The 24,649-nt window shown below is 47.3% G+C and carries 25 protein-coding genes and 1 pseudogene; 20 read left to right on the top strand and 6 right to left on the bottom strand.

Annotated elements, in window-relative coordinates:
* The first annotated feature begins 220 nt into the window (after nucleotides 1-220).
* Together thrS and ON063_RS01100 are read left to right on the top strand one after the other, a co-directional pair.
* Nucleotides 221-2,164 carry a threonine--tRNA ligase gene (gene thrS, locus ON063_RS01105; protein ID WP_274663952.1) on the top strand — a complete coding sequence of 648 codons (1,944 nt, stop codon included), beginning with the start codon at nucleotides 221-223 and terminating at the stop codon, nucleotides 2,162-2,164.
* 104 nt (nucleotides 2,165-2,268) lie between these two features.
* Nucleotides 2,269-3,141, top strand: a complete 873-nt coding sequence (locus tag ON063_RS01100; protein ID WP_274663951.1) for a DUF1002 domain-containing protein — start codon at nucleotides 2,269-2,271, stop codon at nucleotides 3,139-3,141.
* A gap of 34 nt (nucleotides 3,142-3,175) precedes the next feature.
* On the opposite strand, the gene ON063_RS01095 is transcribed toward ON063_RS01100, so the two are convergent.
* A complete protein-coding gene (locus ON063_RS01095) occupies nucleotides 3,176-3,385 on the bottom strand; it encodes a hypothetical protein (protein ID WP_012726699.1) in 210 nt (69 codons plus the stop codon).
* Nucleotides 3,386-3,726: 341 nt separating this feature from the next.
* Here ON063_RS01095 and infC point away from each other — a divergent pair, with 341 nt between their 5' ends.
* The 9 genes from infC (at nucleotide 3,727) to pheT (ending at nucleotide 11,223) form a co-directional block, all read left to right on the top strand.
* Entirely contained in the window at nucleotides 3,727-4,257 is a 531-nt protein-coding gene (gene infC / locus ON063_RS01090) for a translation initiation factor IF-3 (protein WP_074033409.1), read from the top strand.
* 30 nt (nucleotides 4,258-4,287) lie between these two features.
* Entirely contained in the window at nucleotides 4,288-4,482 is a 195-nt protein-coding gene (gene rpmI, locus ON063_RS01085) for a 50S ribosomal protein L35 (RefSeq protein ID WP_012726697.1), read from the top strand.
* A 27-nt stretch (nucleotides 4,483-4,509) separates the two neighbouring features.
* The gene (gene rplT / locus ON063_RS01080) at nucleotides 4,510-4,869 is read left to right on the top strand and encodes a 50S ribosomal protein L20 (RefSeq protein WP_012726696.1); all 360 of its coding nucleotides are present in this window, start codon (nucleotides 4,510-4,512) and stop codon (nucleotides 4,867-4,869) included.
* A gap of 86 nt (nucleotides 4,870-4,955) precedes the next feature.
* Nucleotides 4,956-5,210, top strand: coding sequence for a hypothetical protein (locus ON063_RS01075; protein ID WP_214693206.1), 255 nt, complete (start codon nucleotides 4,956-4,958; stop codon nucleotides 5,208-5,210).
* A gap of 24 nt (nucleotides 5,211-5,234) precedes the next feature.
* Nucleotides 5,235-5,717, top strand: coding sequence for a dUTP diphosphatase (locus tag ON063_RS01070; protein WP_274663950.1), 483 nt, complete (start codon nucleotides 5,235-5,237; stop codon nucleotides 5,715-5,717).
* A 19-nt stretch (nucleotides 5,718-5,736) separates the two neighbouring features.
* On the top strand, nucleotides 5,737-6,762 hold the full coding sequence (locus ON063_RS01065) for a M42 family metallopeptidase (RefSeq protein WP_274663949.1): 1,026 nt from the start codon (nucleotides 5,737-5,739) through the stop codon (nucleotides 6,760-6,762).
* Between the two features lies 1 nt (nucleotide 6,763).
* Nucleotides 6,764-7,510 (top strand): TrmH family RNA methyltransferase, encoded by a 747-nt coding sequence (locus ON063_RS01060; protein WP_074033405.1) that lies wholly within the window; start codon nucleotides 6,764-6,766, stop codon nucleotides 7,508-7,510.
* A 302-nt stretch (nucleotides 7,511-7,812) separates the two neighbouring features.
* Nucleotides 7,813-8,835, top strand: coding sequence for a phenylalanine--tRNA ligase subunit alpha (gene pheS / locus ON063_RS01055; RefSeq protein ID WP_224861524.1), 1,023 nt, complete (start codon nucleotides 7,813-7,815; stop codon nucleotides 8,833-8,835).
* A gap of 12 nt (nucleotides 8,836-8,847) precedes the next feature.
* A complete protein-coding gene (pheT, locus tag ON063_RS01050; RefSeq protein ID WP_274663948.1) occupies nucleotides 8,848-11,223 on the top strand; it encodes a phenylalanine--tRNA ligase subunit beta in 2,376 nt (791 codons plus the stop codon).
* A 41-nt stretch (nucleotides 11,224-11,264) separates the two neighbouring features.
* Here pheT and ON063_RS01045 read toward each other — a convergent pair whose 3' ends face one another.
* The 3 genes from ON063_RS01045 to rnhC form a co-directional block, all read right to left on the bottom strand.
* The gene (locus tag ON063_RS01045; RefSeq protein ID WP_274663947.1) at nucleotides 11,265-12,287 is read right to left on the bottom strand and encodes a PTS transporter subunit IIC; all 1,023 of its coding nucleotides are present in this window, start codon (nucleotides 12,285-12,287) and stop codon (nucleotides 11,265-11,267) included.
* 300 nt (nucleotides 12,288-12,587) lie between these two features.
* Nucleotides 12,588-13,400, bottom strand: a complete 813-nt coding sequence (locus tag ON063_RS01040; protein ID WP_274663946.1) for an alpha/beta fold hydrolase — start codon at nucleotides 13,398-13,400, stop codon at nucleotides 12,588-12,590.
* Between the two features lie 71 nt (nucleotides 13,401-13,471).
* Complete coding sequence (gene rnhC / locus ON063_RS01035; protein ID WP_274663945.1) at nucleotides 13,472-14,386, bottom strand: ribonuclease HIII; 915 nt, start codon at nucleotides 14,384-14,386, stop codon at nucleotides 13,472-13,474.
* A 119-nt stretch (nucleotides 14,387-14,505) separates the two neighbouring features.
* Here rnhC and ON063_RS01030 point away from each other — a divergent pair, with 119 nt between their 5' ends.
* The 3 genes from ON063_RS01030 to ON063_RS01020 are packed head-to-tail and all read left to right on the top strand — an operon-like array spanning nucleotide 14,506 to nucleotide 16,952.
* On the top strand, nucleotides 14,506-14,907 hold the full coding sequence (locus ON063_RS01030; protein WP_274663944.1) for a hypothetical protein: 402 nt from the start codon (nucleotides 14,506-14,508) through the stop codon (nucleotides 14,905-14,907).
* Entirely contained in the window at nucleotides 14,907-15,428 is a 522-nt protein-coding gene (locus tag ON063_RS01025) for an NfeD family protein (RefSeq protein WP_074033399.1), read from the top strand. Before ON063_RS01030 ends, ON063_RS01025 begins: the two co-directional genes overlap by 1 nt.
* A 3-nt stretch (nucleotides 15,429-15,431) precedes the next feature.
* Nucleotides 15,432-16,952, top strand: a complete 1,521-nt coding sequence (locus ON063_RS01020) for a flotillin family protein (protein WP_214693180.1) — start codon at nucleotides 15,432-15,434, stop codon at nucleotides 16,950-16,952.
* A gap of 52 nt (nucleotides 16,953-17,004) precedes the next feature.
* On the opposite strand, the gene ON063_RS01015 is transcribed toward ON063_RS01020, so the two are convergent.
* Nucleotides 17,005-17,274, bottom strand: coding sequence for a hypothetical protein (locus tag ON063_RS01015; RefSeq protein WP_274663943.1), 270 nt, complete (start codon nucleotides 17,272-17,274; stop codon nucleotides 17,005-17,007).
* Nucleotides 17,275-17,479: 205 nt separating this feature from the next.
* On the opposite strand from ON063_RS01015, the gene ON063_RS01010 reads away from it, so the two are divergent.
* The 4 genes from ON063_RS01010 to ON063_RS00995 all read left to right on the top strand — a co-directional run bounded on the left by ON063_RS01010 (nucleotide 17,480) and on the right by ON063_RS00995 (nucleotide 23,036).
* Entirely contained in the window at nucleotides 17,480-18,451 is a 972-nt protein-coding gene (locus ON063_RS01010; protein WP_274663942.1) for a BMP family lipoprotein, read from the top strand.
* A complete protein-coding gene (locus tag ON063_RS01005; RefSeq protein WP_274663941.1) occupies nucleotides 18,448-20,091 on the top strand; it encodes a methyl-accepting chemotaxis protein in 1,644 nt (547 codons plus the stop codon). Before ON063_RS01010 ends, ON063_RS01005 begins: the two co-directional genes overlap by 4 nt.
* A gap of 250 nt (nucleotides 20,092-20,341) precedes the next feature.
* Nucleotides 20,342-20,917 (top strand): helix-hairpin-helix domain-containing protein, encoded by a 576-nt coding sequence (locus ON063_RS01000; RefSeq protein WP_274663940.1) that lies wholly within the window; start codon nucleotides 20,342-20,344, stop codon nucleotides 20,915-20,917.
* A gap of 1 nt (nucleotide 20,918) precedes the next feature.
* Nucleotides 20,919-23,036 (top strand): DNA internalization-related competence protein ComEC/Rec2, encoded by a 2,118-nt coding sequence (locus ON063_RS00995; protein ID WP_274663939.1) that lies wholly within the window; start codon nucleotides 20,919-20,921, stop codon nucleotides 23,034-23,036.
* A 61-nt stretch (nucleotides 23,037-23,097) separates the two neighbouring features.
* On the opposite strand, the gene ON063_RS00990 is transcribed toward ON063_RS00995, so the two are convergent.
* Nucleotides 23,098-23,262, bottom strand: a complete 165-nt coding sequence (locus ON063_RS00990; protein ID WP_012726678.1) for a YqzM family protein — start codon at nucleotides 23,260-23,262, stop codon at nucleotides 23,098-23,100.
* A 90-nt stretch (nucleotides 23,263-23,352) separates the two neighbouring features.
* Between ON063_RS00990 and holA the strand changes: the two genes are divergently transcribed.
* Both holA and ON063_RS00980 read left to right on the top strand, forming a co-directional pair.
* Entirely contained in the window at nucleotides 23,353-24,363 is a 1,011-nt protein-coding gene (gene holA / locus ON063_RS00985; protein ID WP_274663967.1) for a DNA polymerase III subunit delta, read from the top strand.
* A 9-nt stretch (nucleotides 24,364-24,372) separates the two neighbouring features.
* Nucleotides 24,373-24,649, top strand: a pseudogene (locus tag ON063_RS00980) (GNAT family N-acetyltransferase); the annotation flags it as partial.

The following is a 24,649-nucleotide window of genomic DNA, read 5'->3' as shown; positions in this document are numbered from 1 at the left end:
CGAGTTTTAGCGAGGGAAGGGCGGTGGAAGCTTCCTAACGACGACGATGCATTTACTCCCTCAGAGCACCGTACGGGTCAATCGTGCGGCGATTCACACTCGTTATCGTGTGTTCGAGCCAAGCGTGATGCTTGGGAACGAGGGTGGTACCACGAGAATCAAAGCTCGTCCCTTTTTGAGGGATGGGCTTTTTTTATATTCATTTTTTGAGAGGGGACAGATGTACATGATTCAATTGACATTTCCAGATGGCGCGGTAAAAGAATTTGATGCCGGCGTCACGGCAGAAGACGTCGCAGGCTCAATCAGCCCGGGACTTCGCAAAAAAGCAATCGCAGCAAAACTAGACGGAGAACTTATCGACTACCGTCGTCCGATTGAACAGGACGGCAAAATCGAGCTCGTCATGCCAGATTCAGAGGACGGCCTCGACCTGATGCGTCACTCGTCAGCGCACTTGATGGCACAAGCGATCAAGCGTCTGTATGGAGAAGAGAACAACATCTATCTCGGGATTGGACCGACAATCGAGAACGGATTCTATTACGACATCGAAATGGACCGCCGAATCAATGAGGAAGACCTGCCTGAGATTGAGAAGATGATGAAACGTATCGTCGATGAAAACTTAGAAATCACTCGTGAAGTCGTTTCACGTGACGAAGCGCTCGCTCGTTATAAAGAGTTGGGAGACCCACTCAAAATCGAGTTGATTGAAGACATTCCTGCCGATCAGACACTTACAATCTATCATCAAGGTGAATTCTTCGACCTTTGCCGCGGACCGCACGTCCCATCGACTTCGAAGTTGAAAATCTTTAAATTGATGAGCGTGGCTGGAGCATACTGGCGTGGCGACTCAGATAACAAGATGTTACAGCGTATTTACGGGACGGCTTGGGCGACGAAAGAACAACTCGCTGAGCACTTGCGACTTCTTGAAGAAGCGAAAGAACGCGATCATCGTAAACTCGGAAAAGAACTCGACCTCTTCTTTGTCTCACAAGAAGTCGGTCAAGGACTTCCGATGTGGCTGCCAAAAGGTGCATCGATTCGTCGTACGGTCGAACGCTATATCGTCGATAAAGAGCTCGAACTCGGATACCAACACGTCTATACACCGGTGCTTGGGTCGGTCGACTTGTACAAGACATCTGGACACTGGGACCACTATCAAGATGACATGTTCCCGAAAATGGAGATGGACAATGAGGAACTCGTCCTTCGTCCGATGAACTGTCCGCACCATATGACAATCTACAAACATGAGCCACGCTCATACCGTGAGCTTCCACTCCGAATCGCTGAGCTTGGTGGGATGCACCGCTACGAGATGTCAGGCGCGCTCACAGGACTTCAACGTGTCCGCTACATGGTCTTGAACGACGGGCATACGTTCGTGACACCTGAACAGATGAAACAAGAGTTCAAAGACATCGTTCACTTGATTCAAGAAGTGTATGCTGACTTTGGCATCAAAGATTATCGTTTCCGTCTCTCGTATCGCGATCCTGCCGATAAAGAGAAGTACTTCGATAATGATGCAATTTGGGAAATGGCACAGAACCAGTTGAAAGAAACGATGGACGAGCTCGAACTTCCATACTTTGAAGCAGAAGGAGAAGCGGCATTCTACGGACCGAAACTCGACGTGCAAGTACGCACGGCGCTCGGGAAAGAAGAAACGCTCTCGACTGTTCAGCTTGACTTCTTACTTCCAGAACGTTTCGATTTAACGTACACTGGGCCGGACGGAAAAGACCATCGTCCAATCGTCTTGCACCGTGGTGTCGTTTCGACGATGGAGCGGTTTGTGGCGTATTTGATTGAAGAATACAAAGGCGCATTCCCAACATGGCTCGCACCGGTACAAGTGAAATTGATTCCGGTATCACATGTCCATGATGAGTATGTCGCTGAAGTCAAAGCGGAACTCGTCAAGCGTGGTGTCCGCGTCGAAACGGACCTCCGTGACGAGAAACTTGGCTATAAGATTCGTGAAGCGCAAATGAAGAAGATTCCGATGACGCTCGTACTTGGGGACAAGGAACGTGATGAGCGCGCGGTCAACATTCGCCGTTACGGTCAACAAGAACAAGTATCAGCATCACTTGACGAATTCATCGCATCCCTCACAGAAGAGATTGCGAACCGTTCACGCTAAGTGAGGAGCCACCTTTCCATCGAGAAAGGTGGCTTTTTTCGGTCTAAAGACGGATGTGTATTTTGTCGTCTCCACGTATCGTAAACAATAAGGAGTGATGATTCATGAATTATATGAAGCCAGTATTGGCACTTACTATTGGAGCAGTCGCATTTACAGGAGCACTTCCGAAAGTCGGGGCAGAGGCAATCGTCAATGACACGATTGTGACGCTCGGGGAGTCGCTCTCTTCAGAACAACAAAAATGGGTACTTGAACGGATGGACGCGCCAGAAGGAATCGAACCGATTATCACGACGGCAGCGGATGAAGAAAAATATCTAGGAAATTCTGTCCCACAGGCGCAACGTGGGGGTGGCATGTATTCGTCCGCACGAATCAAATTGACGGACGGGACAGGGCTTGATATTCAAACTGAAAATGTGACGTGGGTCACAAAAGATATGTATGCGAACGCATTGGTCACAGCAGGTGTGACGGATGCGGACATCTATATCACGTCGCCAATTAACGTGACGGGTACGTCAGCTTTGACAGGGATCATGAAGGCGTATGATCAAACGGCGGCCGAAACCGGGATTGAACTGTCGGATGAACGAAAAGAACTTGCACAGGAAGAGTTGGCAGTGACGTCTGAAATCGGCAAGACGGTCGGTCAAGAGGATGTGGCTGGTCTCATGAATGAAATCAAAGCGGAAATCGCGAATCAAATGCCGGAGACGAATATTGAGATTCGCGACATCGTCATTCAAGTGTTGAATCAAAATAACGTCCAGCTGTCTGAAGGGCAACTCGATCAATTGACGACACTATTTGAGAACATGCAACAAGCAAATCTGGATTGGTCTGCAATCAGTAATGGATTAAAAGATGCAGGGCAAGACGTACAGGCTTTCCTTGAGCAAGAGGAAGTGCAAGGATTTTTCGCAAGATTGTTTGAAGCAATCAGTAACTTCTTCAAGTCGATCACAAACTAAGGTACTAAAAAAGGGCAAATTGATTTGCCCTTTTTTAGTACCATCGTTTATGAATATAGTTTTGAGCCGATTCGTGATCATCGACAATCTTTAATGTGATACGATTCATCTCTTCTAATAAGTCCGTTAGTACTGCCTGCAACTTCTCATCTTCTAAGCCATGCGCCTGCATCGTTTTACTGACAATCTGCTGAACCTGATCGTGATAGTCATGTTCGCGCGAGACGTCTTTACGCCAGTTCATGTAAATCCCTCCTTTGATAATTCATTATTCCCTTTGAAAAGGTATTGCGAAACGAGAGAATGACTGGTATCATCATAAAAGTGTGAGCTACCAATTATTCATGCGCGATATCTTGACATCTTTTCCTGCTAGTGCTAAGATGACATAGTGATTAAAAACAACAAAGCAGAAGCACCCGCTTTTCACCTCGTCTGAGAGTCATCAGGCAGGTCCATCAAGTTCTTGGTTCAATCGGCATCGTCTGCCGTTTTATGACCTCAACTGATGTGTGGGTGGGAAACTGCCGACGCTTTTTTTATTGCCATGTTGTCTTGTCAATCTAAATCTCGTGCAATCGCACGATGGAGGTGCTAACCATTAGCAAAGAGCTCTTTATCAACGAAAACATTCGTGCCCGTGAAGTACGTCTCATTGGCGCAGACGGCGCACAACTCGGTGTGAAATCGCGTAACGATGCGTTACGTTTAGCTGAAGAAGCGGAACTAGACTTAGTCTTAGTCGCGGACAAAGCGAATCCACCGGTCGCTAAAATTATGGATTATGGGAAGTACCGTTTCGAACTCCAGAAAAAGGAGAAAGAAGCGCGTAAAAACCAAAAAGTCATCCAAATGAAAGAAGTACGTCTCAGTCCAACAATCGAGGACAACGATTTCCAAACAAAATTGCGTAACGCACGCAAGTTCCTTGAAAAAGGAAACAAAGTGAAGGCTTCGATTCGTTTCCGCGGACGTGCCATCACACACTCGGAAATCGGGAAACGTGTTTTGGACAAAATGGCAGCGGAATGTGCCGATTTGGCAACAGTTGAACAAAAGCCGAAGATGGAAGGACGCAGCATGTTCTTAGTGCTGGCTCCGAACAAAGAAGATTAATCATCGATTCTCAGTGGGGAGGAAATACTCATGCCGAAAATGAAATCGCACCGCGGTGCTTCAAAACGTTTCAAACGTACAGCATCAGGTAAACTCAAGCGTTCACACGCTTACACAAGTCACTTGTTCGCAAACAAATCGACTAAAGCGAAACGTAAGCTCCGTAAAGGCGCTATCGTATCAGCTGGAGACTTCAAACGCATTCGCAACATGATCGCGAAGTAATACAGAAACAATTAGGAGGGAATCCATATGCCACGCGTAAAAGGCGGTTATACGACTCGTCAACGTCGTAAAAAGCAAATTAAACTTGCCAAAGGATACTTTGGTTCGAAACACATTCTATTTAAAGTAGCAAAACAACAGGTCATGAAGTCACTCATGTACGCTTACCGTGACCGTCGTCAGAAGAAACGTGATTTCCGTCGTCTTTGGATCACACGTATCAATGCGGCAGCACGTACAAACGGTCTCTCATACAGCCGTATGATGCACGGCCTCAAGCTTGCAGGAATCGACATCAACCGTAAGATGCTTGCTGAGCTTGCTGTGACAGATGCACAGGCATTCGCGTCACTCGCTGAAACAGCTAAATCAAAATTGAACGCGTAATCGTTCAATCGACAGCGCCGAGACACTCTCTCGGCGCTTTCTTTTTTCTTCAGAATTTCTTAGAATTAAGAGAAGGAGGAAAGCGTATGAATCAATCAGTTGTCGCCATCGTTGCCCTTGCGCTGATCGTCTTGAACGTATATACCTATATCCAGGCAAAACGTTATACGCATGGCCAAGGTGATTTCAACGTGCTATACGCCTATGCAGGAGGAGCCATCGGTGCCTTGTTCGGTCTCCATTTGACGCGCAAAAAGACCGTTCATGCCCCAAAACTGCTCCAATTACAAGTATTGATTTTAGCGGTAGGCTGGTCTTTAATGATTTTAGTACTGCTATAAGTGGAGATAGAGGAGGAACATCCGGTGAACTGGACAACATTGTTTGATCGGCAGCGCGAATTAGACGAGCGGATCAAAGTACAACATGGATTATCCGGCAATCAATTCGATGAACGGTTACTGGCGCTGCTTGTCGAACTCGGTGAACTGGCTAACGAAACACGTAGCTTTAAGTTTTGGTCGAAGAAAGGACCGTCGCCTCAAGATGTGATCTTAGAAGAATATGTAGACGGCATTCATTTCTTACTGTCACTCGGCCTTGCACTTGGTTATGAACGAGACGCGTTTCCTGCGGGGAGCTCATATCTTGATGCGACTGATGCTTTTTTAGATATTTATCGAAAAGTGACGAACTTTGGTCTTTCGAAAACAGAAGCGATGTACGAGACGTTGATGGCAGCGTATCTTGAACTTGGCTATACGCTTGGGTTCAATGAACAACTCATTTTCATGGCGTATATGAACAAAAATGAAGTGAACCATGAGCGACAACAATTAGGCTATTAAGGAAAAGGAGCAAATTGGTATGAATGAATCGTTACATATGTTAAAACGTCTGACAGACGCAACTGGCGTCCCGGGAAATGAAGGGGAAGTCCGTCAGTTAATGCGTGAATACCTTGAACCACATGTCGAATCATTTGAACAAGACGGTCTCGGAAGTTTATTTGGTCGAGTGACTGGAAACGCAGAAGGACCTCGAGTCATGATTGCAGGTCACATGGATGAGGTCGGCTTTATGGTCACGCGTGTGGAAGAAGGTGGGTTCCTACGTTTCCAAGCGCTTGGTGGATGGTGGAACCAAGTCTTATTGGCACAACGGATGGATGTGGTGACACGTTCAGGTGAAAAAATCCCGGGAGTGATTGGTGCGAAACCACCACATGTCCTTCCCCTTGAAGCACGTAAAAAACCGGTTGAAATCAAAGACATGTTTTTAGATATCGGTGCGACATCAAAAGACGAAGTCGCCGAATGGGGAATTCGTCCGGGTGATACGGTCGTCCCGCATTGTGAATTCACGGTCATGAAAAATGAGAACTTCTTGATGGCGAAAGCTTGGGACAACCGAATCGGTTGTGCCATTGCCATTGAAGCTGCAAAACGTCTGAAAGAAGAAGCATTCCCAGGTGTCATCTATACAGGTGCGACGGTACAAGAAGAAGTTGGATTACGTGGAGCGGTCACAGCGGCTAACTTGGTTCAACCGGATGTGGCGATTGCTGTCGATACAGGAATTCCAAGTGATACGCCAGGAATGACACCAGCAGAAGGGTTGTCAAAACTCGGTGATGGCGTTCAAGTCATCTTCTTTGATGCCAACGACATCAAATATCAGCTTGATTTGACACCAGGTGGCGGAACGGACGCAGGACGATTCCATTTGTCTGGGATTGGAATGCCGGCAATCGCATTGACAGTACCTGTTCGTTATTTACACACGAACGTGTCAATCATCCATAAAGACGACTACGAAGCAGCAATTGAACTCGTTGTCGCATTAACAAAACGCTTAGACCACGAGACGGTCCAATGGTTGAAAGAGGGATAATATGACGAAGATTACGTCTACGAAGAGCGAGACGATTAAACGATTAAAACGATTGATGACGAAAAAAGGACGCCAAGAAACCGGGCAATTCCTTGTAGAGGGAGAGCATTTGGTAGATGAGGCAATCCGAGCAGGTCGTCTCGTACAACTCATCATGGCAGAGTCGTACGTACCGAAAAAGACGTGGCGCATCGAGGACATGCCGGTGCTCGAATTATCTGATCATGTCGCTGACCTGTTATCTGAGACAGAAAAGACACAAGGTGTGTTTGCTGTCGTGAAGATGACACCGGTAGAGCGTAAGATGAAAAAAGTTCTCGTGTTAGACCGGGTACAGGACCCAGGTAACCTAGGTACGATGATTCGGACGGCAGATGCAGCCGGATTTGATACGGTGCTCCTCGGGAAAGGGACGGTCGATCCGTTCAATGCCAAAGTCGTTCGTGCGACTCAAGGTTCCCTGTTTCACGTGAACGTGACTTCGGTTGACTTGCTTGAAAAACTACCTGAATTGAAAGAAGATGGTTTCCATGTGTATGGAACGGCTCTTTCGAAAGCGACATCGTACGAGCAGGTGGCATTTGAAGACAAAGTAGCTTTGGTCATCGGAAATGAAGCACAAGGCGTACATGCCGATGTATTGGCACTGTGCGACACACGTGTCCATATTCCAGTACTCGGTGAAGCAGAATCGCTCAATGCGGCGGTCGCTGCCGGTATTTTAATGTATCGGATCGCTTTACAATAATCTTGTCAGCACGTGAAAAACGTGATAGGTTAAACACATCGATGAATATGATATGACGTTGAAAGAACATAGTAAGCGAATGACCGATTCCGATCAGGGAGCATGGGCCGTGACTGAGAGCCTAAGCCGGAATTGTCGCTGAATTCACTCTGGAGTCGTGTTGGAGACAACACCGGTTTGGCATCTCGATAACGATGCTCTCAAGTGGGCCAACTATTGGCCAAGTAGGGTGGTACCGCGATGATTCGTCCCTTCAGTCAACGACTGAAGGGACTTTTTTATGTAGAGGAGGAAGTGAACACATGAAAGAGCAATTAGAACAGTTACAAATGGAAGCACTTGAAGAAATCAAACAGGCATCCACACAAAAATCATTAAATGACGTCCGCATCAAATATTTAGGGAAAAAAGGTCCGATGACCGAGGTACTTCGTGGGATGGGTAAGTTATCCGCAGAGGAACGTCCAGTCATTGGTGAATTGGCGAATACGGTCCGAACGTCGATTCAAACGACGCTCGATGCTCGAATCGAAGAAGTGAAGGCAATCGAGCTAGAAGAGAAGTTAAAAGCGGAAACGCTTGACGTGACGCTCCCGGGACGTACATCGGCTCCAGGGCATAGTCATCTCTTGCAACAGATCATCGACGAGATGGAAGATTTATTCGTTGGACTTGGTTACACGATTGCAGAAGGTCCTGAAGTCGAAACGGACTTGTACAACTTTGAGATGCTCAACTTGCCAAAAGATCATCCAGCACGTGATATGCAAGACTCGTTCTATATTACCGAGGAGACGTTGCTCCGTACACATACGTCACCGGTACAAGCACGGACGATGCTAGAGGCGAACGGGAAACCGATTCGCATCATTTGCCCAGGAAAAGTATATCGTCGTGATGAAGATGACGCGACGCACTCGCATCAATTCATGCAAATCGAAGGGTTAGTCGTCGATGAGTCGATTTCGATGGCAGACTTAAAAGGGACACTTGAAGTGTTCGTGAAGCAATTGTTCGGTGAGGCACGTGAAATTCGTCTTCGCCCAAGCTTCTTCCCATTCACGGAGCCATCCGTTGAAGTTGATATTTCATGCTTCAAGTGTGGAGGAAAAGGTTGTAACGTCTGTAAGGGAACCGGCTGGATTGAAATTCTCGGAGGCGGGATGGTACATCCACATGTGTTAGAGATGGCAGGCTATGACTCGTCAAAAGTGTCAGGATTCGCATTCGGAATCGGTGTTGAGCGTATGGCGATGCTCAAACACGGTGTCGATGACATCCGCCACTTCTACACAAACGACTTACGCTTCATCGAGCAATTCTAAGGAGGAAGACAGATGTTACTATCAAAAAAATGGTTGAATCAATATATTGATGTGTCAGATTTGAGCGGAGAAGCACTTGGCGACTTGATCACAAAAAACGGGATTGAAGTGGAAAGTGTCACAAACCGTGCAGAAGGACTTTCTGGGATTGTCGTCGGTCGTGTCCTTTCATGTGAGAAGCATCCAGAGGCGGATAAATTGAACGTGACAAAAGTAGACATCGGCGAATGTGATCCCGTTCAAATCGTCTGTGGCGCACCGAACGTACGCGAAGGTCAACACGTCATCGTGGCGAAAGTTGGTGCACGTTTACCGGGATTAAAAATTAAAAAAGCGAAACTTCGCGGTGTCGAATCTCAAGGAATGATCTGTTCGCTTGAGGAACTCGGATTCGAGAAGAAGCAAATTCGAGAAGATGAGCAAGACGGAATTCACACATTCCGTGAAGATGTCCAAGTTGGAGCGGACGTACTCGACTTACTCGACTTAAACGATGAGGTCATCGAGCTTGGCCTGACGCCGAACCGTTCGGACTGTTTGAGCCTTTATGGAATCATTCATGAAGTGGCGGCAATTCTAGAACGTCCGTACACGTTGCCAGAAGCAGAGGTCACTTCCTCTTCTACGTCTGAAGTGTCGATTGAACTCGCTACACCGAACTGCCCGTACTATGCGGCGCGTGAAGTACGAGGAGTCACAATCGCAGAATCTCCACAATGGCTTAAAAACATCTTGATTGCAGAGGGCGTTCGTCCAATCAATAACATTGTTGATGTGACGAACTACGTGATGCTTGAGATTGGTCAACCGCTCCATGCATTCGATGCGAAAAAACTCGGTCAATCGATTGTGGTCCGCCAGGCTGAGAACGGAGAAGAAATGGTTACGCTAGATGACGTGACACGTGCGCTCGACGCTTCAATGATGGTCATCACAGATGGTCAGACACCGGTAGCAATCGCAGGTGTCATTGGTGGTGCGAACACAGAAGTGGACGCCTCTACGACAGATATCGTCTTAGAATCAGCATACTTTGATCCGGCTTCAGTTCGTAAGACGAGCCGTACGCTCGGTCTTCGTTCTGACTCAAGCGCTCGTTTTGAAAAAGGTGTGGACCCGGAACGTGTCATGCTTGCGCTCGACCGTGCCGCTCAATTGATTGTGGAGCTCGGAGGAGGCGAGATTCGGGAAGCGACTGTTTCTGGTGAAAAAGAGTCACGCGCTCGTCAAATCGAAGTCTCAGTCGATTACATTAATAAACGTCTAGGAATGACACTCGATCGTCAAACGATTGAACGTATTCTAGAACGTCTTGGTCTAGCTACAGAAGGCAATGATGTATTGAGTGTCCATATCCCTTCTCGTCGTCCGGACTTAGAGCTGCCAGCTGACATCACGGAAGAAGTTGCTCGTCTATACGGATATGACAGCCTCCCGTCGACGTTACCTGCATCTCAGTCGAAAGGCTATTTACCAGCAATCAACGTGTTGCGCAGAAAGACACGCCGCATGTTACAAGGTGTCGGATTATCACAAGCGATCACCTATTCATTAACGAGTGAGGCACATGCGACACGTTTTGGTGGTCAAGCCGATCAACTCGTCCGTCTAGCGATGCCGATGAGTGAAGAGCGTTCTGTACTTCGCACATCACTCATCCCTGGACTGTTAGAGGCGGCACGTTACAACACGGCGCGTCAACAGTCAAACGTCGCACTCTACGAAACAGGGCGTGTCTATACGGAGCAAGGAGATACGTTACCACGTGAAAAAGAACGGGTGGCGGGAGTTGTCACAGGTCTTTGGATGGATCATCGTTCACAAGGCACTCGGATTCCGGTCGACTACTTTGTCGCGAAAGGGATTGTCGACACGTTGGTTCAAACACTTCGTCTTGATGTCACGTATGAAGCGGTATCGATGCCAGATATGCATCCAGGTCGCACGGCGAACATTTTGATGAATGGTGACGTCATCGGTTATGTTGGACAAGTGCATCCAGGAACGTCAAAAGAAGTCTTCGGGATGAAAGAAGTGTATGTGTTTGAACTCGACCTATTGGCACTTAATGGGGAAGAGACGCTTCTGTATCAAGACGTGCCACGTTATCCATCGATTTCACGAGATTTGGCACTCGTCTTGCCACGTTCGATTCCGGCTGGCACAGTGGAGCAAACAATCCGTGAAGCGGCAGGCCCACTCTTGATCGACCTCGTCTTGTTTGACGTATATACAGGGGAGAATGTTGGACCAGAAGAGAAGTCGATTGCCTTCTCACTCAAGTTCCAAGATCCGTCACGAACGTTACAAGATGAAGAAGTAACAGCAGCATATGAAACAATCGTCGAAGCGGTCCGTGCAGCACACGGCGCTGAAGTACGAGCGTAAAAAATAAGGAGCGTTGTCCGATTTGGACAGCGCTCCTTATTTCATTGGATTTCGAGGGCAAGGTCACCGAACTTCGTCCAACCGACGAGGCTCGTGACACGATAAAGTGCCCAGGTAATGAGTGCAGGAAGAACGACACCCGTCATCGTGAAGATGAGAAACGCGTCCATTCCTTGTACCGCTAAAATTTGAAGCGGGGCAATGAGAGAGTTGAGTCCGAGACCGGCGATTTCATACGGCACTTGTAGTGAGAACATTAACGTGGCAATCGGTGCTGAGATCATCGCTGCAATGAATGGTGGAACGACGATTCGCGGATTTTTGATGATGTTCGGGAACTGAACTTTCGGCGTGACAAAGAAGGAAGCGACCAAACCACCTGGATCGGTTTGACGATACGCCATTAATGTAAATCCGACAAACTGAGCTGAACAACCAATCAATGCGGCAGCACTGGCGACAGGGTCTAGTTGAAGAGCGATGGCGAGTGCGGCCGATGAAGCAGGTGACATGAGCATGACACTGAAGACAAGGGCGATGACGAGAGATGTCGCAATTGGTGACGTTTCAACGGACGCTGTGATTCCTTGGCTAATGGAGTTGATGAGAGGAGTCGTGACTGCCGCTGCGGCAACACCGACGATTCCACCTCCGAGAACGGCTGTTACGGGTACGACCATCATGTCGAACTTTGTTTTTCCGAGAACGCGTTTGCCGAGCCATACAGCTGCTGCGGCTGCAATCAATGCACTAATCGGTTGACCTGGGACGAGGACGAGCCCACTTTCGGTCGCTTTTAAAGCAGCACCGCCAATCGTAGCGGCAATCATGGCGCTAAACAAGATGAGCGTGTTCCCTCCGAGTTGAAAGGCAACACCGGCTCCTAGTGCTGGTGCCAACAAAGATTTCGCAACTTGCCCGATTTGAACGAGCATCGCGATCCCGGTCAAATTACCGATCGTCTCAATCAATAGACCAACACCGAGCGTGACGAGTACGGCGTTTGCCATCCCTGCTGAAATTTTTACCATTCGATCCATCATATACTGCTTCACTTCCATCATCTCCTCTTTGTCTATGTGCCAATAAAAAAACCTATCCAATTAGGATAGGCGCGGGTTACATGTGCAGGCGCCTGTCCGATTACCACGGGAACAAGGGCCTGAAAAGTCGTTTTTCAAAAACAAAACGATTTCAGTCCCTCAGTCGAATAATAATCAGCAGGCTGTTCATATGTACGGGTTTGAACATCTCAAGCATCTCCTCTTTGTTGGATTTGCTAAAGAATACCACCTATTTTTGTAATAATCAATATTTTCTGAAAATAAACTAAAAAAATTCAGGATGTATGGTGGCATCCTGAATCAGCTCATTTGTAGAGAGCGTGCTTGAATTTGATCGTCGATGAATTTCATCGACAACGAATTGAATTGCTCGGGTTGGTCCACATTCACGACGTGACCAGAGTCTGCAACGATTTCAACATTGGCAGTCGGTTGGTGTTTTGCGGTCCGTTCCACAGCTTCGAGGAACATATAATCTTCATCGCCCATGATATATAAAATCGGGACGTTCGTTTGAATCGAAGTGATTTGATTTAATAATGGATTGATGTTCTCAGTCATCTTAAACCAGCGAATAAATTCGCGTTGACACAAATTCGCAGCGTCACGTACAAACATCATCCGTGATTTTTTATGCCGTTTTTTCGGCAGTAAGATCCATGCGAACAATTTGTATAACCACATATAGGGTACGAAATTTTGAACGAGGCTACCGAGTCGAATGAGCAGTGTCGAACGAACGTTGAACTTGACGATGGCGCCTCCAAGGACGACCGATGCGATCCGGTCCGGATAATGTTCAAACATCGCTTGAATCACAATCGTACCTAAAGAAAGTCCGACCATATGACCTTTTTCGATCCCTAAATGATCCATGACTTCAATGACATCTTTCGCGACGACATCGAACGTATAGGCGTTCAACGGTTGTTTGAGCGATTGTTCGGCATCGTATGAACCGCCGTGTCCACGTAAATCGACGAGCAACACATTATATTTCTTACGGAATGGGCGAAGTTGACGATACCAATGCGACAAACTTCCGCCGGCTCCGTGAATGAAGATGACCCAAGGATGGTCATCGCTGATTGTATAGGTTTTATAATGCAACATGAACGCTATCCTCCAAAAATTTTAAGTTCATTTAACCATAAAATGAGTATATCATATTTGAAATCGAACCTCTACAGACGACGTTCGTTTAAGTTTATTGCTTTTTTCGTGTTGGCAAAATGGACTTTAGCAATCTTTTGTAAATAATCCTGTCCATGACGTCGGATGATCTGAGCGGCCACTTGGTCGACTTTTGCCCCTGCCCCTTTCGGAAGGGTCAATCCTGCTTGATTACTTAGTTTGTCCATCTCTTTTAAGAAAAAGGCGCGGGCTAAGATGGAAGCGGCGGCGACTGCGACATGTAGTCCTTCCGCTTTTGTTGAAAAGTAGACGTCATCACGGACGACATCGCGCTCTGCCCGTAGATGTTGATAGTAGACCGACTTTTCGGCAAACTGATCGATCAGGATGGCGTCAGGTTTCTGTTCAAGTTTTTCAAGCAAGGCATGAAGTGCAGCGTTATGTGCGATGGCGGTCATTTTGCCTTGGGTCATCGTGCGTTGCATCTTATTATACGTCGGGTTGTGTAGTGTCGCCTTTTGATATGGAATGGTTGCGTGTAAATCTCTAGCGATTCGGATGATTTCAGGATCAGATAGCTGTTTTGAGTCTTTGACACCGAGCTCTTTGACGAGTGCGATCTGGTCGCGTGATACAAAAGCGGACACGACGACGAGTGGTCCGAAATAATCCCCTTTTCCGACTTCATCGCTCCCGACGACAGACCAATTCGAAAAGCCTTCAGGTAATGTCGTCATCGGTGGAGACGCTTGTTTTTTCTTGGCAGGGGTTCCCCATTTCACTGCCTCGGAATCTGCATCTTTACCTTGGAACATCACTTTACCCGATTGATAAATCGTGACGACAAATCCAGGGGTTTTTGCACTGAAAGTCGCGTAAGGAGGCGGGGTGACTGCATACTTGTGATACATGGTTTTTAGTTTTTCTTGATCAGCAGTTGATAGCTTGATGACTTGGTTGCCCAAAATGAGCACTTCCTTTCTGTCTGGCAAATTCATTTTACATTTTTTTATGATTTTTTGAAACCGATGATGAGGTTTTATCGTATATGAAAGTGATTAGAGTAAAGTGAGGTGAGATAGACGTGTGGTGGCGCGATGACACGAATCAAGATGAGGTAGAGGAATTGTACAAGCACATTCTCGAACTCGAAGCGAGAATTGCCAAGTTAGTGGCTCATCAAGTGAGAGTGCGTCGGCTGCTGATGCAAGATTCTTCTGAGGACGTGACGGATCAAGTGGTTCAGGTTCAAAAAGAAGTTGAATACTTTTTAAACAGGATGCGACTCGAACGTCAAGAACTCGTCGATGTATATAATCGACGGCGCATTGAACAATCGATTGGTCGAGTTCGGGAAGCGAATGATTTATCTACGTCGTCCCTATCCGAATGGGATAAGATTGAGGATCAGCTCGCCCTTGAGGTCGAGCAACTTCGACGTATGTTATTTATGGAACAGCAACGTCGACAGGAGGAGGGGTGGTAATGGAGGCAATCGATCAACTGTACTGGTGGGTGTTGATCATCGCTGGTTTTGGAACCTTCATCTATATGATGTTCTCTGATGCATTTGACATGTTTGAAGGCTGGTTTAACCCTGCAGTTATTTTATCGTTTTTAGCACTCGGTGCTGGAATCGGACTCATTTTAAACGCATTGGCGCACGTGTCACCGGTGATTGGACTTGCTGTCGCATTGGTCGGGTCGCTCGCTCTGACAACACTTCTCTATTTGTTCGTGTTGTTACCATTATCCAATGCTGAAGAGTCAATCGGATTGACCGATGAAGCGTTGGTTGGACAAGTCGGACGGTTGACGGTACCGATCCCAGAAGGCGGATACGGTGAAGTCATGATTGAGACGGTGACCGGTTCCCTTTTGAAGACGGCTCAAAGTTTGGATGGGACATCGATTTCCACAGACCATCGCGTCATTATCATTGAAGTGAAAAGTAATATCGCCATCGTCATGACATATGACGAACCTACGATTCGAGAGGAGAAATAACTTATGAATACGGCTATTTTAGTCAGCATCATCGTCGGGGTCATCATCCTCGCACTCGTGTTTGTATTCGTTTTGAAATACCGCACGGTCGGACCTGACGAAGCGTTGATTGTAACAGGTAGTTATTTAGGCAAGAAAAATGTACATAGCGACACCTCGGGTAACCGTGTCAAAATCATTCGTGGTGGAGGAACGTTCGTCCTCCCAGTGTTCCAACAAGCAGAACCACTCAGTTTACTCTCTAGCAAGCTAGAGGTCACAACGCCTGAAGTGTATACCGAACAAGGTGTACCGGTCATGGCGGACGGAACGGCCATCATTAAAATCGGCGGGTCCATCAGTGAAATTGCGACAGCCGCAGAACAGTTCCTCGGAAAACCGAAAGTTGAACGAGAAAACGAGGCGAAAGAAGTATTAGAGGGTCATTTGCGATCTATTCTTGGTTCGATGACGGTTGAAGAAATTTACAAAAACCGAGACAAGTTTTCTCAAGAAGTCCAACGCGTCGCCTCTCAAGACTTAGCGAAGATGGGACTTGTCATCGTCTCCTTCACGATCAAAGATGTTCGAGACAAAAATGGTTATTTAGAATCACTCGGTAAACCTCGTATCGCGCAAGTGAAGCGTGATGCCGATATCGCCACAGCAGAAGCGGATAAAGAAACGCGCATCAAACAGGCGGAAGCGATGAAAGATGCGAAAAAAGCAGAGTTAGAACGAGCATCAGAAATCGCAGAAGCAGAGAAAGAGAATCAGCTCCGGATTGCGGCATACCGTCGCGAGCAAGACGTTGCCAAAGCCCGGGCCGACCAAGCGTACGAGCTCGAGGAAGCACGTGCGAAACAAGAAGTTACAGAACAACAGATGCAAGTTCAAATCATCGAGCGTCAAAAGCAAATCGAGCTCGAAGAGAAAGAAATCATGCGTCGTGAGAAGCAGTATGATTCAGAAGTGAAGAAAAAAGCCGATGCGGACCGTTACTCGATCGAACAATCGGCCGCTGCGGATAAAGCACGTCAAATCGCAAGCGCAGATGCCGAGAAATATCGCATCGAAGCACAAGCGAAAGCGGATGCGGAACGAGTTCGTTTGGCTGGTCTTGCTGAAGCCGATTCTGAACGCGCGAAAGGTGAAGCGGAAGCTGAAATCATTCGCTTGACGGGTCTCGCGGAAGCGGAAGCGAAAGAGAAAATCGCCGAGGCGTTCGCTCAATATGGGCAGGCAGCGATTCTCGATATGGTCGTCAAAATGCTTCCGGATTATGCGAAGGAAATTGCGGCACCACTTGGCAACATCGATCAAATCACGGTCGTCGACACAGGCGGTGGTCAAAACGGTGGAGCAGGGAAAGTGACGGGATATGCAACGGACCTTATGGCTTCATTGCAACAAACGTTGAAAGCCTCTTCGGGTATCGATATGAAAGACTTGCTTGAGAACTTTGCCGGTAAAGGGAATGTCGCGAAGGCGCCTGCACCGGAGCGAGAGTTAGCGGATACGACGGTCGCTGCATCAAAAGAATAATTGACACGAGCCATAGACATCATCTATGGCTCTGATTTTTGTACATGATTGATTAGTATGTAATGACTTCGAATGCTTTTAGGACGGAAATAAAATAATACAATGTCGGCACAAACGTGATGAATAGACCAAACCATTTCGTTCGCGGTCTGAACTGTAAAACAAAACCGACCGTCCATAGTACAAACCAAAGCATGAAATACCAACGATATTGTGGGGTGTCTGTCTCTGCTATACCAGGACCACTCAACCAAAGTGACAATAAGAGAACAAATAATCCAGATATGACGTTCCAACTATGTCGAATGATCTTTTTTATCATTTCCTTCATCCTCCCTTCGGATTTGTCATCAAAGTCATTCATATGTGTATTCAACAATTAGAAAAAATTCCCTTTTGAAACATCTGACATTCTCAGATATCCCGATATTTTATTCCCACAACTTTTAAAAATAATGATGGAGAACCTTGTCTTCTCTGTCGATAAAAGAGTTGTCAGACCAATAGAGAGAGGGAGTATGGAATACATGAAGAAAAGCATAATGATCAGTACAATCACAGCTTGTTCACTGTGGTTGTCCGGTTGTCAGTCGGTCATCGATGACCCGACTGCCGCTGTTGACGAACGTCAGACGATGGGCGTCGTCCTATCGGATGTTGGTCTCGGGGACCAATCGTTCAGTGATGCGGCGATGCGTGGCATGGGGGAGTTACGTGAGACGGGCGAATGGTTCGTCGACTATCGCGAATTATCGGAGACCGAAACGTATCAAGCTGGCTTCGAAGAGTTAGTACAGGAGGGGCACGATGTGATCGTCGGTCTCGGTTTTGCCTGTCAGGAAGATCTTGAGACGGTAGCGGCAGAACATCCGGATCAACAATTTGCCCTCATCGATGGCGTGTCAGCGTTACCGAACGTTTTAAATGTCACGTTTGAAGAAGGAGAAGGCAGTGCGCTCGCGGGTGCGGTAGCCGGTCTTGAGACAGAGACGGATAAAATCGGTTTTATCGGTGGTATGGATATTGAACTCATTCAGAAGTTCGAGGCAGGATTTGAGCGTGGAGCGAAATCCGTGAATGAGGATGTCGAGATGCTCGTTGATTTCTCGAACGACTTCGCCTCACTAGAGCTTGGACGCGAACTAGCGGAGAAACAAATCAAAGAGGGGGCAGACGTCCTCTATGCAGCGGCGGGCCTCACAGGAGTTGGGGTATTGGAGACTGCTGAAAAGTATGGAATTAAGGCAATCGGAGTCGATAGCGATCAATCGATGATTGCACCTGATGCGGTCGTGACTTCGATGTTGAAACAAGTCGATTTGGCGATCGTTGAAATCGCAGGTCGTGTGACAAAACAGCCGTTTAATGATCATGTCATCCTTGGGATTGAAGAAGGTGGCGTCGGTCTAGCGCCACTTCGTCGCATTCAGTGGGATGAGAATGAGACGACTCAGTATGAATCGGTCGAACGTCAACTGAAAGAGGGGACACTACAATGAGTTTACGTAAACGGTTTATCTTCTCAACGGTGTTCACCGTCGTCTTAATCGTTCTCATGATGAGTTATGTCTTGTCGACCTTGAACCGTCTGCAGACTTACAATGAACAGTACGGGAGTCAAATGATTGAATTGTCTCAGCTCGAGACGTCACTCTTACAAGAACAGTCGCTCTGGACGTCGCTTGGCGAACAGTCGAATCAGTCTACACTCGTTCAACTTGAACGCATCCGTGTATCGAATGCGAAAACGTTTGACGATCTCAAACAAACTTACTTGATTCCTGAGTTTTCGAATCATTTAGACCGTGCCACGATGAAGTATGAACAAGTGAACGAGGATGTCGAGTCTGCATTAGAAGGTGGGATTGGAGCGCGGATTCAAGCTGCCAAGCTCGAAGGGTTGTTAAATGATATCAACACACTGATTGCAAAGAACGGTTCGTTCTACGAGGCGCTTCAAGTAGAGGCGGCAAATGAGACAGAGCGTCTATTATTCATCTCAATCCTGTTGACGATTCTTGTTGTCTTAGCGCTCGGCATTTACAACTTCTTCTTCGCGCGTTCCATCACACGCCCGCTCGAGCGCAACGTGAAAGTCGCAGAAGCCATCGCTTCAGGACGCCTCATCACATTGCCAGAATCAACTCGCAATGATGAAATCGGGCGACTAGAACGCGCGATGCGCGAGATGACGACATCTCTTCAAACGGTCATCGGTTCGATTCGTGTGACATCGATGAAGGTGAATGGGATGACGGAAACGGCAGCGGCTGAAAATGAAGCGGTTGTCAGCACGACGTCAAACATCACGAACGCAGTGGATGAAATGGCACATGGCGCGCAGTCCATCGCTAATGAATTGCAGGAGACGCTCAGCTCGGTCCATACGATGGCGACGTCGTTCGAGACGAGCTTGAATCAAACGAAACAGACGACAGAAGAAACGACTGAGATGACACGAGAAGTGGCAGCCGGGATTGAGACGTTGACGGATCAGGAACACATCCTTGATCGCTCGAGCGAAAGAAATGAAGTCCTTGTCACGAGAATGGATCATTTTGCTAGACAAACGGTGGAGATCGAATCGATGGCGAAACTCGTGGAAGACGTGGCGGCTCAGACGAATTTACTTGCCTTGAACGCAGCGATTGAAGCGGCTCGTGCAGGTGAAGCAGGACGTGGGTTCGCGGTCGTGGCGAGCGAGGTTAAAAAGTTGGCCGAAGAGAGCAATAAGGCAACCCGTTCGATTTTCCATGTCGTGGAGACGATTCAACAAGAAGTCGTGCGATTGACAGAAACGGTGAACGAATCAAAACGCGAACAAGAAGCACAGCTTGAAGCATTTAGTTTGACGAAGGAAGCATTCAACCGCATCCATGAACGTACAGACCATGTCGCCTCGTTCGTCCGTACAATTGAGCAAGAAATGCGCACATCTAGTAGTGAAGTGAACAACGTGTTGCGTCGTGTCGAGGAAGTATCGGGCGTGACAGAAGAATTGGCAGCTGGAAATGAAGAAGTGGCTGCTTCGATGAAAGAACAACAAGCAAGCTTTGATCAAATCTTTACGTTGATGCAAGAACTAGAAGAACAGGCTGCGGCACTCGCTGACCAAGTCCAGCATTTCGAGGAAGAGTAATGATCCTTATGCAGAAGGACCGAAGACCACCCATTGGTTTTCGGTTTTTTTTGCTGTTTCGAATGTTGGGTCCCTTCTTCTATTGTCGCAAGAAAATGAGCGATTATCTTTCATATTGTATGAAGGTTGGGTACGTTGCAGGCAAGCAAACGACTCCGTTGAGAATGGATTAAGACCTGGAACGGGACAAGTGCAGTCACGCTGGATTCGGCATACTAGATACAATAGTCGAAACAGGGGGAGAATCGTCTTGGAAAAGTGGAAGCAGGTCATCATCGGTGTTGTCGTCGTCCTGTTTTTAGGTGTTGGTTATTTATTTTATAGTAAAGAGCCAGAAGAACGTGTCGTCGATGAATTCGTCGTAGAATCAGAAGAAGTAGTTCCGGATGAGACAGTAGAGCGATTAGAAATCGTCGTGTATGTCACAGGCGCAGTCGAGTCTCCGAACGTCTATACCGTGCCAGAAGGTGCTAGAGTCGGGGATGTTCTCTCGTTGGCCGTATTAACAGATGAAGCCGACCCGGAACAATTGAACTTGGCACAACTACTCGTGGACGGTGTAAAAATCATCGTACCGAAAAAAGGAGAAGCGCCGATTGCACAAGAGGTACCTAGCACAGAGTTAGAACCAAATGGGGTACACGTGAATAGTGCCACGAAAGACGAGTTGATGTCGGTCCCTGGAATTGGTCCTGCAAAAGCTGACGCGATTTTGAACCACCTGAAAGAGAATGGTCCCTTTAAAACATACGAGGACTTAGGTGAAGTGAAAGGATTTGGGGAGAAAACATTAGAAAGTATGAAACCTTACTTATTGGTACCATGAGATGCCGTTATTTCCACTATTTGCGATTGTGATGGTGACCGGATTGACGGAAGGAATTTACCTCGTCACAATCGTTTCCGGTGTGTTATATGTCGCGTCTCGAGGCGGACAACATCTATATGCGAAACTCGGTGTCATTCTCCTCATCCTGATTGCATGGCTACATGCCGATCCGGCAGAATGGACACCGACAGACACAATCGTGTTCTCGATTGAGAGTCGTAAAGAGAACGGGAAGACGGCCCGATTATATGGGAACGTGGGGACTCATCAAGGTGTGTTGCGGGGGAGAGAGCTCACGATTGGTAGACCTGGTGAGACGTGTCTCGTAGAAATAGAACAAGAACCGTTTCAGCCGTTGCGGAACATCGGGGGATTTGACGAACAGAAATGGGCGGCTAGCGCGGACTTATCCTTCAAAGGAAAGATCAAGCGAATCGACGAGTGCCGTCCGACAGCAGGGATGGACGGTTGGATGTTAAGGTGGAAAGAGAGACGTCTCCAACAGATTGAACAACAATATCGCGCCGATGTCGCACTATACATAGAGGCCTTACTGTTCGGTGAGAGCCGGATGCTCGACGAACAGACTTCTTTCTCATATCGAGTGACGGGTCTCCTGCATCTTCTCGTCATCTCAGGTTCGCATATCGCCATGCTGATCGTCGCCCTGCGAGCAATGTTTCGACCGATCCCGATTCGACGAGAGACGAAGACGGTATTGATTCTATTGACGATTACGGCGTTCGGATGGCTAACTGGTTTTTCACCACCGGTCGCACGAGCTGTCCTCGTGGCAGATGTGTTGCTCATCCTTTCTTTATTTGGTGTATCGGTAAGGGACCCGATTCGTCTCTTAAGTTGGTGCGCAGCTGCCATGCTTGCCTTTCAACCACACCTTCTCTTAAATTTAGGGTTTCAGTTAACGGTCGGGATGACGTTCTTCTTGTTGGTCACGAGACAACTGTGGACCGGGTTGTTGGAGTTGTCCGTGTTTGCCCAACTATTTGGATTATTCGTCCTTTGGCAAGTTCAACCGATTCTATCCGTCGCTGCACCACTTTTCAATATGATCATGGCGTTTTGCATATCATGGGTGATGATGCCGCTCGCACTGACCGTTTGGGTCGTTCCAGAAATTACACCAATATTCATGGTGATCCTAGATGCCATCAACGGAATGTTCTCCATGCATGATATGAATCGACCATGGCTACCGATGCATGAACTAACATTTCCGCAGCAAGTCGCTTTGTGGATTGGGATTTGGGGAAGTTTACTTCTTGTCCAACGGAAGCGATGGTTCGGATGGTGTATGGCCATAATGACGTGTATCCTCGTTGCCGGTTGGGCCGAATGGGCAGAGGCTCCACGGGTGACATTTTTAGATGTCGGTCAAGGCGATGCGATTGTTGTAGAGTCAGGAGAAACAATTGGTGTGATTGATGTCGGCGGCGTCTTTCGGGATCCCAACGAGCAAAAACGAACAGTGTATGACCCGGGAGCAGACGTTGTGGCACCATATATATGGAAGCGGGGGGAGCGTGCACTTGATTTTGTCCTCTTGACGCATGCGGACCATGACCACATCGGTGGTTTAGAAGGATTGTTGAAGCTCGTGCATGTAAAGGAGATTTGGTTATCGAAAGAAGTGGCGAATGCAGAGAAGCGTGAGGAGATTCTTCAGTTGGCGGTAAAATACGGGGCATCCGTTCGCTATCTCGAGGCAGGAGATCGACCGATGTCTTGGATATGGATTGTCGCACCGACTAAAGTGCATGAAGATGAAAATGATCATTCAATCAGCCTCTATATGAACGTAGGTGGCATGCGGTATTTATTGACAGGGGATTTGCCTATAAAAGAAGAGACTAACTTACCGACGGTTGATGTCGACGTGTTTAAGTTAGGGCATCATGGATCGAATACGTCGTCAGGGGAAGAGTTGCTCGAGCGAATCGATCCGGAATGGGTGATTGCGAGCGTCGGAGCGAACAATCGTTATGGCCACCCACATCAGGAGACGTTAGACCGGATTGTCGGACGTCGCTTGTTGCGAACCGATCTCGATGGGATGATCATCTGTGAAAAAAGAATGTGTCGGGGGATCATCGACTAGTGCGTGAATAAATATGATACACTAAAAAACGATTGCTCCCCCGGGGCAATCGTTTGAAAACTTATAGGCTTAAGAACTTGATGATGACACCGATGAAGAAAATCGTGAAGAAAAAGCCAAATGGGACGATGAAGCCGATCGCAGAGTCGATCGCGTCATTACGTTTGCATTGAACATCATTTTCAAACGGGTTTTCACTCGGTGGGCGTACAGAGTTAATTTGCATATTAGGTCCCTCCTTATCATACTTCCTTTATAAGTATAGCGAATCATGCGAAGATAATCTATGTTTAGATGAGAATAAATTGTGAAAGTGGTGTGTGTTTTGAATGAACCGTGGTTACATAATGGTAAACTAGCGAGCGTCTATGTTCTCCATGGAACTGAAAAGTATTTATTAGAAAATTGGGAACGTGGAATCGTGAAGGCGGCCAACCCATCCGGTGATCAATTTGATGTCATGCAACTCGATCTCCAAGAGACGTCATTAGATACTGCGCTCGATGAAGCGGAAACGGTCCCTTTTTTCAGTGAATTTCGGACAGTCATCGTCAAGAATGCCCAATTTTTGACGGGAGCGAAAGAAAAGCAAAAGCATAACGTCGACCGTCTCGCCGAATATGTCGTTCAGCCCGCGACTTACTCGGTCCTCGTACTCATTGTGGAGTCGGAAAAACTCGATGAACGTAAAAAAATCGTGAAACGGTTGAAAGAACGGGCCATCGTACTCGAAGCGAAAAAACCGAGCCAAGCAGAATTGATGCGATATGTGAATGATACGCTTAGTCAGGAACAACAAAAAATGGAACGGGCGACCATGGAGCGACTATTGTTCTTGTGTCAGGATGACTGGGGAAAATTAGTCCGAGAATTAGAAAAACTACAGTTATATGCAGGAACAGGCGCGACGATTCCGATTGAGATCGTGAATGATTTGGTGCCACGTACGCTAGAGGATAACGTGTTTCAGCTGTCCGAGCTCCTCGTCAAACGACGCGCAGATGCGGCGCTTCGGTTAGTACGTGACTTAGAGAAGCAAGGACAAGAACTGATTGGACTTCTTGGTTTGTTAGCAAGGCAATACCGAAACATGTATCTATCAAAGCAGTTGACAGAAGCGGGGTACGGAGAAAAACAAATCGCTTCAAAAATTGGTGCTCATCCATATACCGTCAAACTAGCAACACAAGCGAGTCGTAATTTTTCAGAAGCGCAGCTCGCGCAAGCGTTGACGTTGATTGCAGATGCGGATGAAGCGATGAAAACAGGTCGTGGCGATAAACAAATCGTATTCGATACACTCGTTTGCCAACTGGCCTTATTGTGAGGTGAGAAGATGGGATTGAAACAAGTATCACTACAAGATGTGATTCCACTTCGACATATTGTACTCAGACCGGGTAAAGGGATTGAGACTTGTTATTTTGAAGGGGACGAGTCGTCGACGACACGTCATTTTGCTTGGGTCGAAAGAGAGCACGTGCAATCGGTCGCGACTGTCATGTTGTCATCAAGAGAAATTGAAGGCGTGTCGGTGCCGTATCAACTTCGGGGAATGGCGACGGATCCGGATCTAGCCGGACGAGGAATTGGGTCGCATTTCTTACAGGCGT

The sequence above is a fragment of the Exiguobacterium sp. B2(2022) genome (assembly GCF_028823655.1).
Taxonomy (GTDB): Bacteria; Bacillota; Bacilli; order Exiguobacteriales; family Exiguobacteriaceae; genus Exiguobacterium; species Exiguobacterium aestuarii_A.
The sequence above is the reverse complement of the archived record's forward strand: the minus strand, read 5'-3'. Positions and strand labels throughout refer to the sequence as shown.

What these genes read in the sequence shown, in the direction of transcription:
- thrS (WP_274663952.1), top strand. Translation starts at nt 221, where the DNA reads ATGTACATGATTCAATTGACATTTCCAGATGGCGCGGTAAAAGAATTT.
- ON063_RS01100 (WP_274663951.1), top strand. Translation starts at nt 2,269, where the DNA reads ATGAATTATATGAAGCCAGTATTGGCACTTACTATTGGAGCAGTCGCA.
- ON063_RS01095 (WP_012726699.1), bottom strand. Translation starts at nt 3,385, where the DNA reads ATGAACTGGCGTAAAGACGTCTCGCGCGAACATGACTATCACGATCAG.
- infC (WP_074033409.1), top strand. Translation starts at nt 3,727, where the DNA reads ATGGAGGTGCTAACCATTAGCAAAGAGCTCTTTATCAACGAAAACATT.
- rpmI (WP_012726697.1), top strand. Translation starts at nt 4,288, where the DNA reads ATGCCGAAAATGAAATCGCACCGCGGTGCTTCAAAACGTTTCAAACGT.
- rplT (WP_012726696.1), top strand. Translation starts at nt 4,510, where the DNA reads ATGCCACGCGTAAAAGGCGGTTATACGACTCGTCAACGTCGTAAAAAG.
- ON063_RS01075 (WP_214693206.1), top strand. Translation starts at nt 4,956, where the DNA reads ATGAATCAATCAGTTGTCGCCATCGTTGCCCTTGCGCTGATCGTCTTG.
- ON063_RS01065 (WP_274663949.1), top strand. Translation starts at nt 5,737, where the DNA reads ATGAATGAATCGTTACATATGTTAAAACGTCTGACAGACGCAACTGGC.
- ON063_RS01060 (WP_074033405.1), top strand. Translation starts at nt 6,764, where the DNA reads ATGACGAAGATTACGTCTACGAAGAGCGAGACGATTAAACGATTAAAA.
- pheS (WP_224861524.1), top strand. Translation starts at nt 7,813, where the DNA reads ATGAAAGAGCAATTAGAACAGTTACAAATGGAAGCACTTGAAGAAATC.
- pheT (WP_274663948.1), top strand. Translation starts at nt 8,848, where the DNA reads ATGTTACTATCAAAAAAATGGTTGAATCAATATATTGATGTGTCAGAT.
- ON063_RS01045 (WP_274663947.1), bottom strand. Translation starts at nt 12,287, where the DNA reads ATGATGGAAGTGAAGCAGTATATGATGGATCGAATGGTAAAAATTTCA.
- ON063_RS01040 (WP_274663946.1), bottom strand. Translation starts at nt 13,400, where the DNA reads ATGTTGCATTATAAAACCTATACAATCAGCGATGACCATCCTTGGGTC.
- ON063_RS01025 (WP_074033399.1), top strand. Translation starts at nt 14,907, where the DNA reads ATGGAGGCAATCGATCAACTGTACTGGTGGGTGTTGATCATCGCTGGT.
- ON063_RS01020 (WP_214693180.1), top strand. Translation starts at nt 15,432, where the DNA reads ATGAATACGGCTATTTTAGTCAGCATCATCGTCGGGGTCATCATCCTC.
- ON063_RS01015 (WP_274663943.1), bottom strand. Translation starts at nt 17,274, where the DNA reads ATGATAAAAAAGATCATTCGACATAGTTGGAACGTCATATCTGGATTA.
- ON063_RS01010 (WP_274663942.1), top strand. Translation starts at nt 17,480, where the DNA reads ATGAAGAAAAGCATAATGATCAGTACAATCACAGCTTGTTCACTGTGG.
- ON063_RS01005 (WP_274663941.1), top strand. Translation starts at nt 18,448, where the DNA reads ATGAGTTTACGTAAACGGTTTATCTTCTCAACGGTGTTCACCGTCGTC.
- ON063_RS00995 (WP_274663939.1), top strand. Translation starts at nt 20,919, where the DNA reads ATGCCGTTATTTCCACTATTTGCGATTGTGATGGTGACCGGATTGACG.
- ON063_RS00990 (WP_012726678.1), bottom strand. Translation starts at nt 23,262, where the DNA reads ATGCAAATTAACTCTGTACGCCCACCGAGTGAAAACCCGTTTGAAAAT.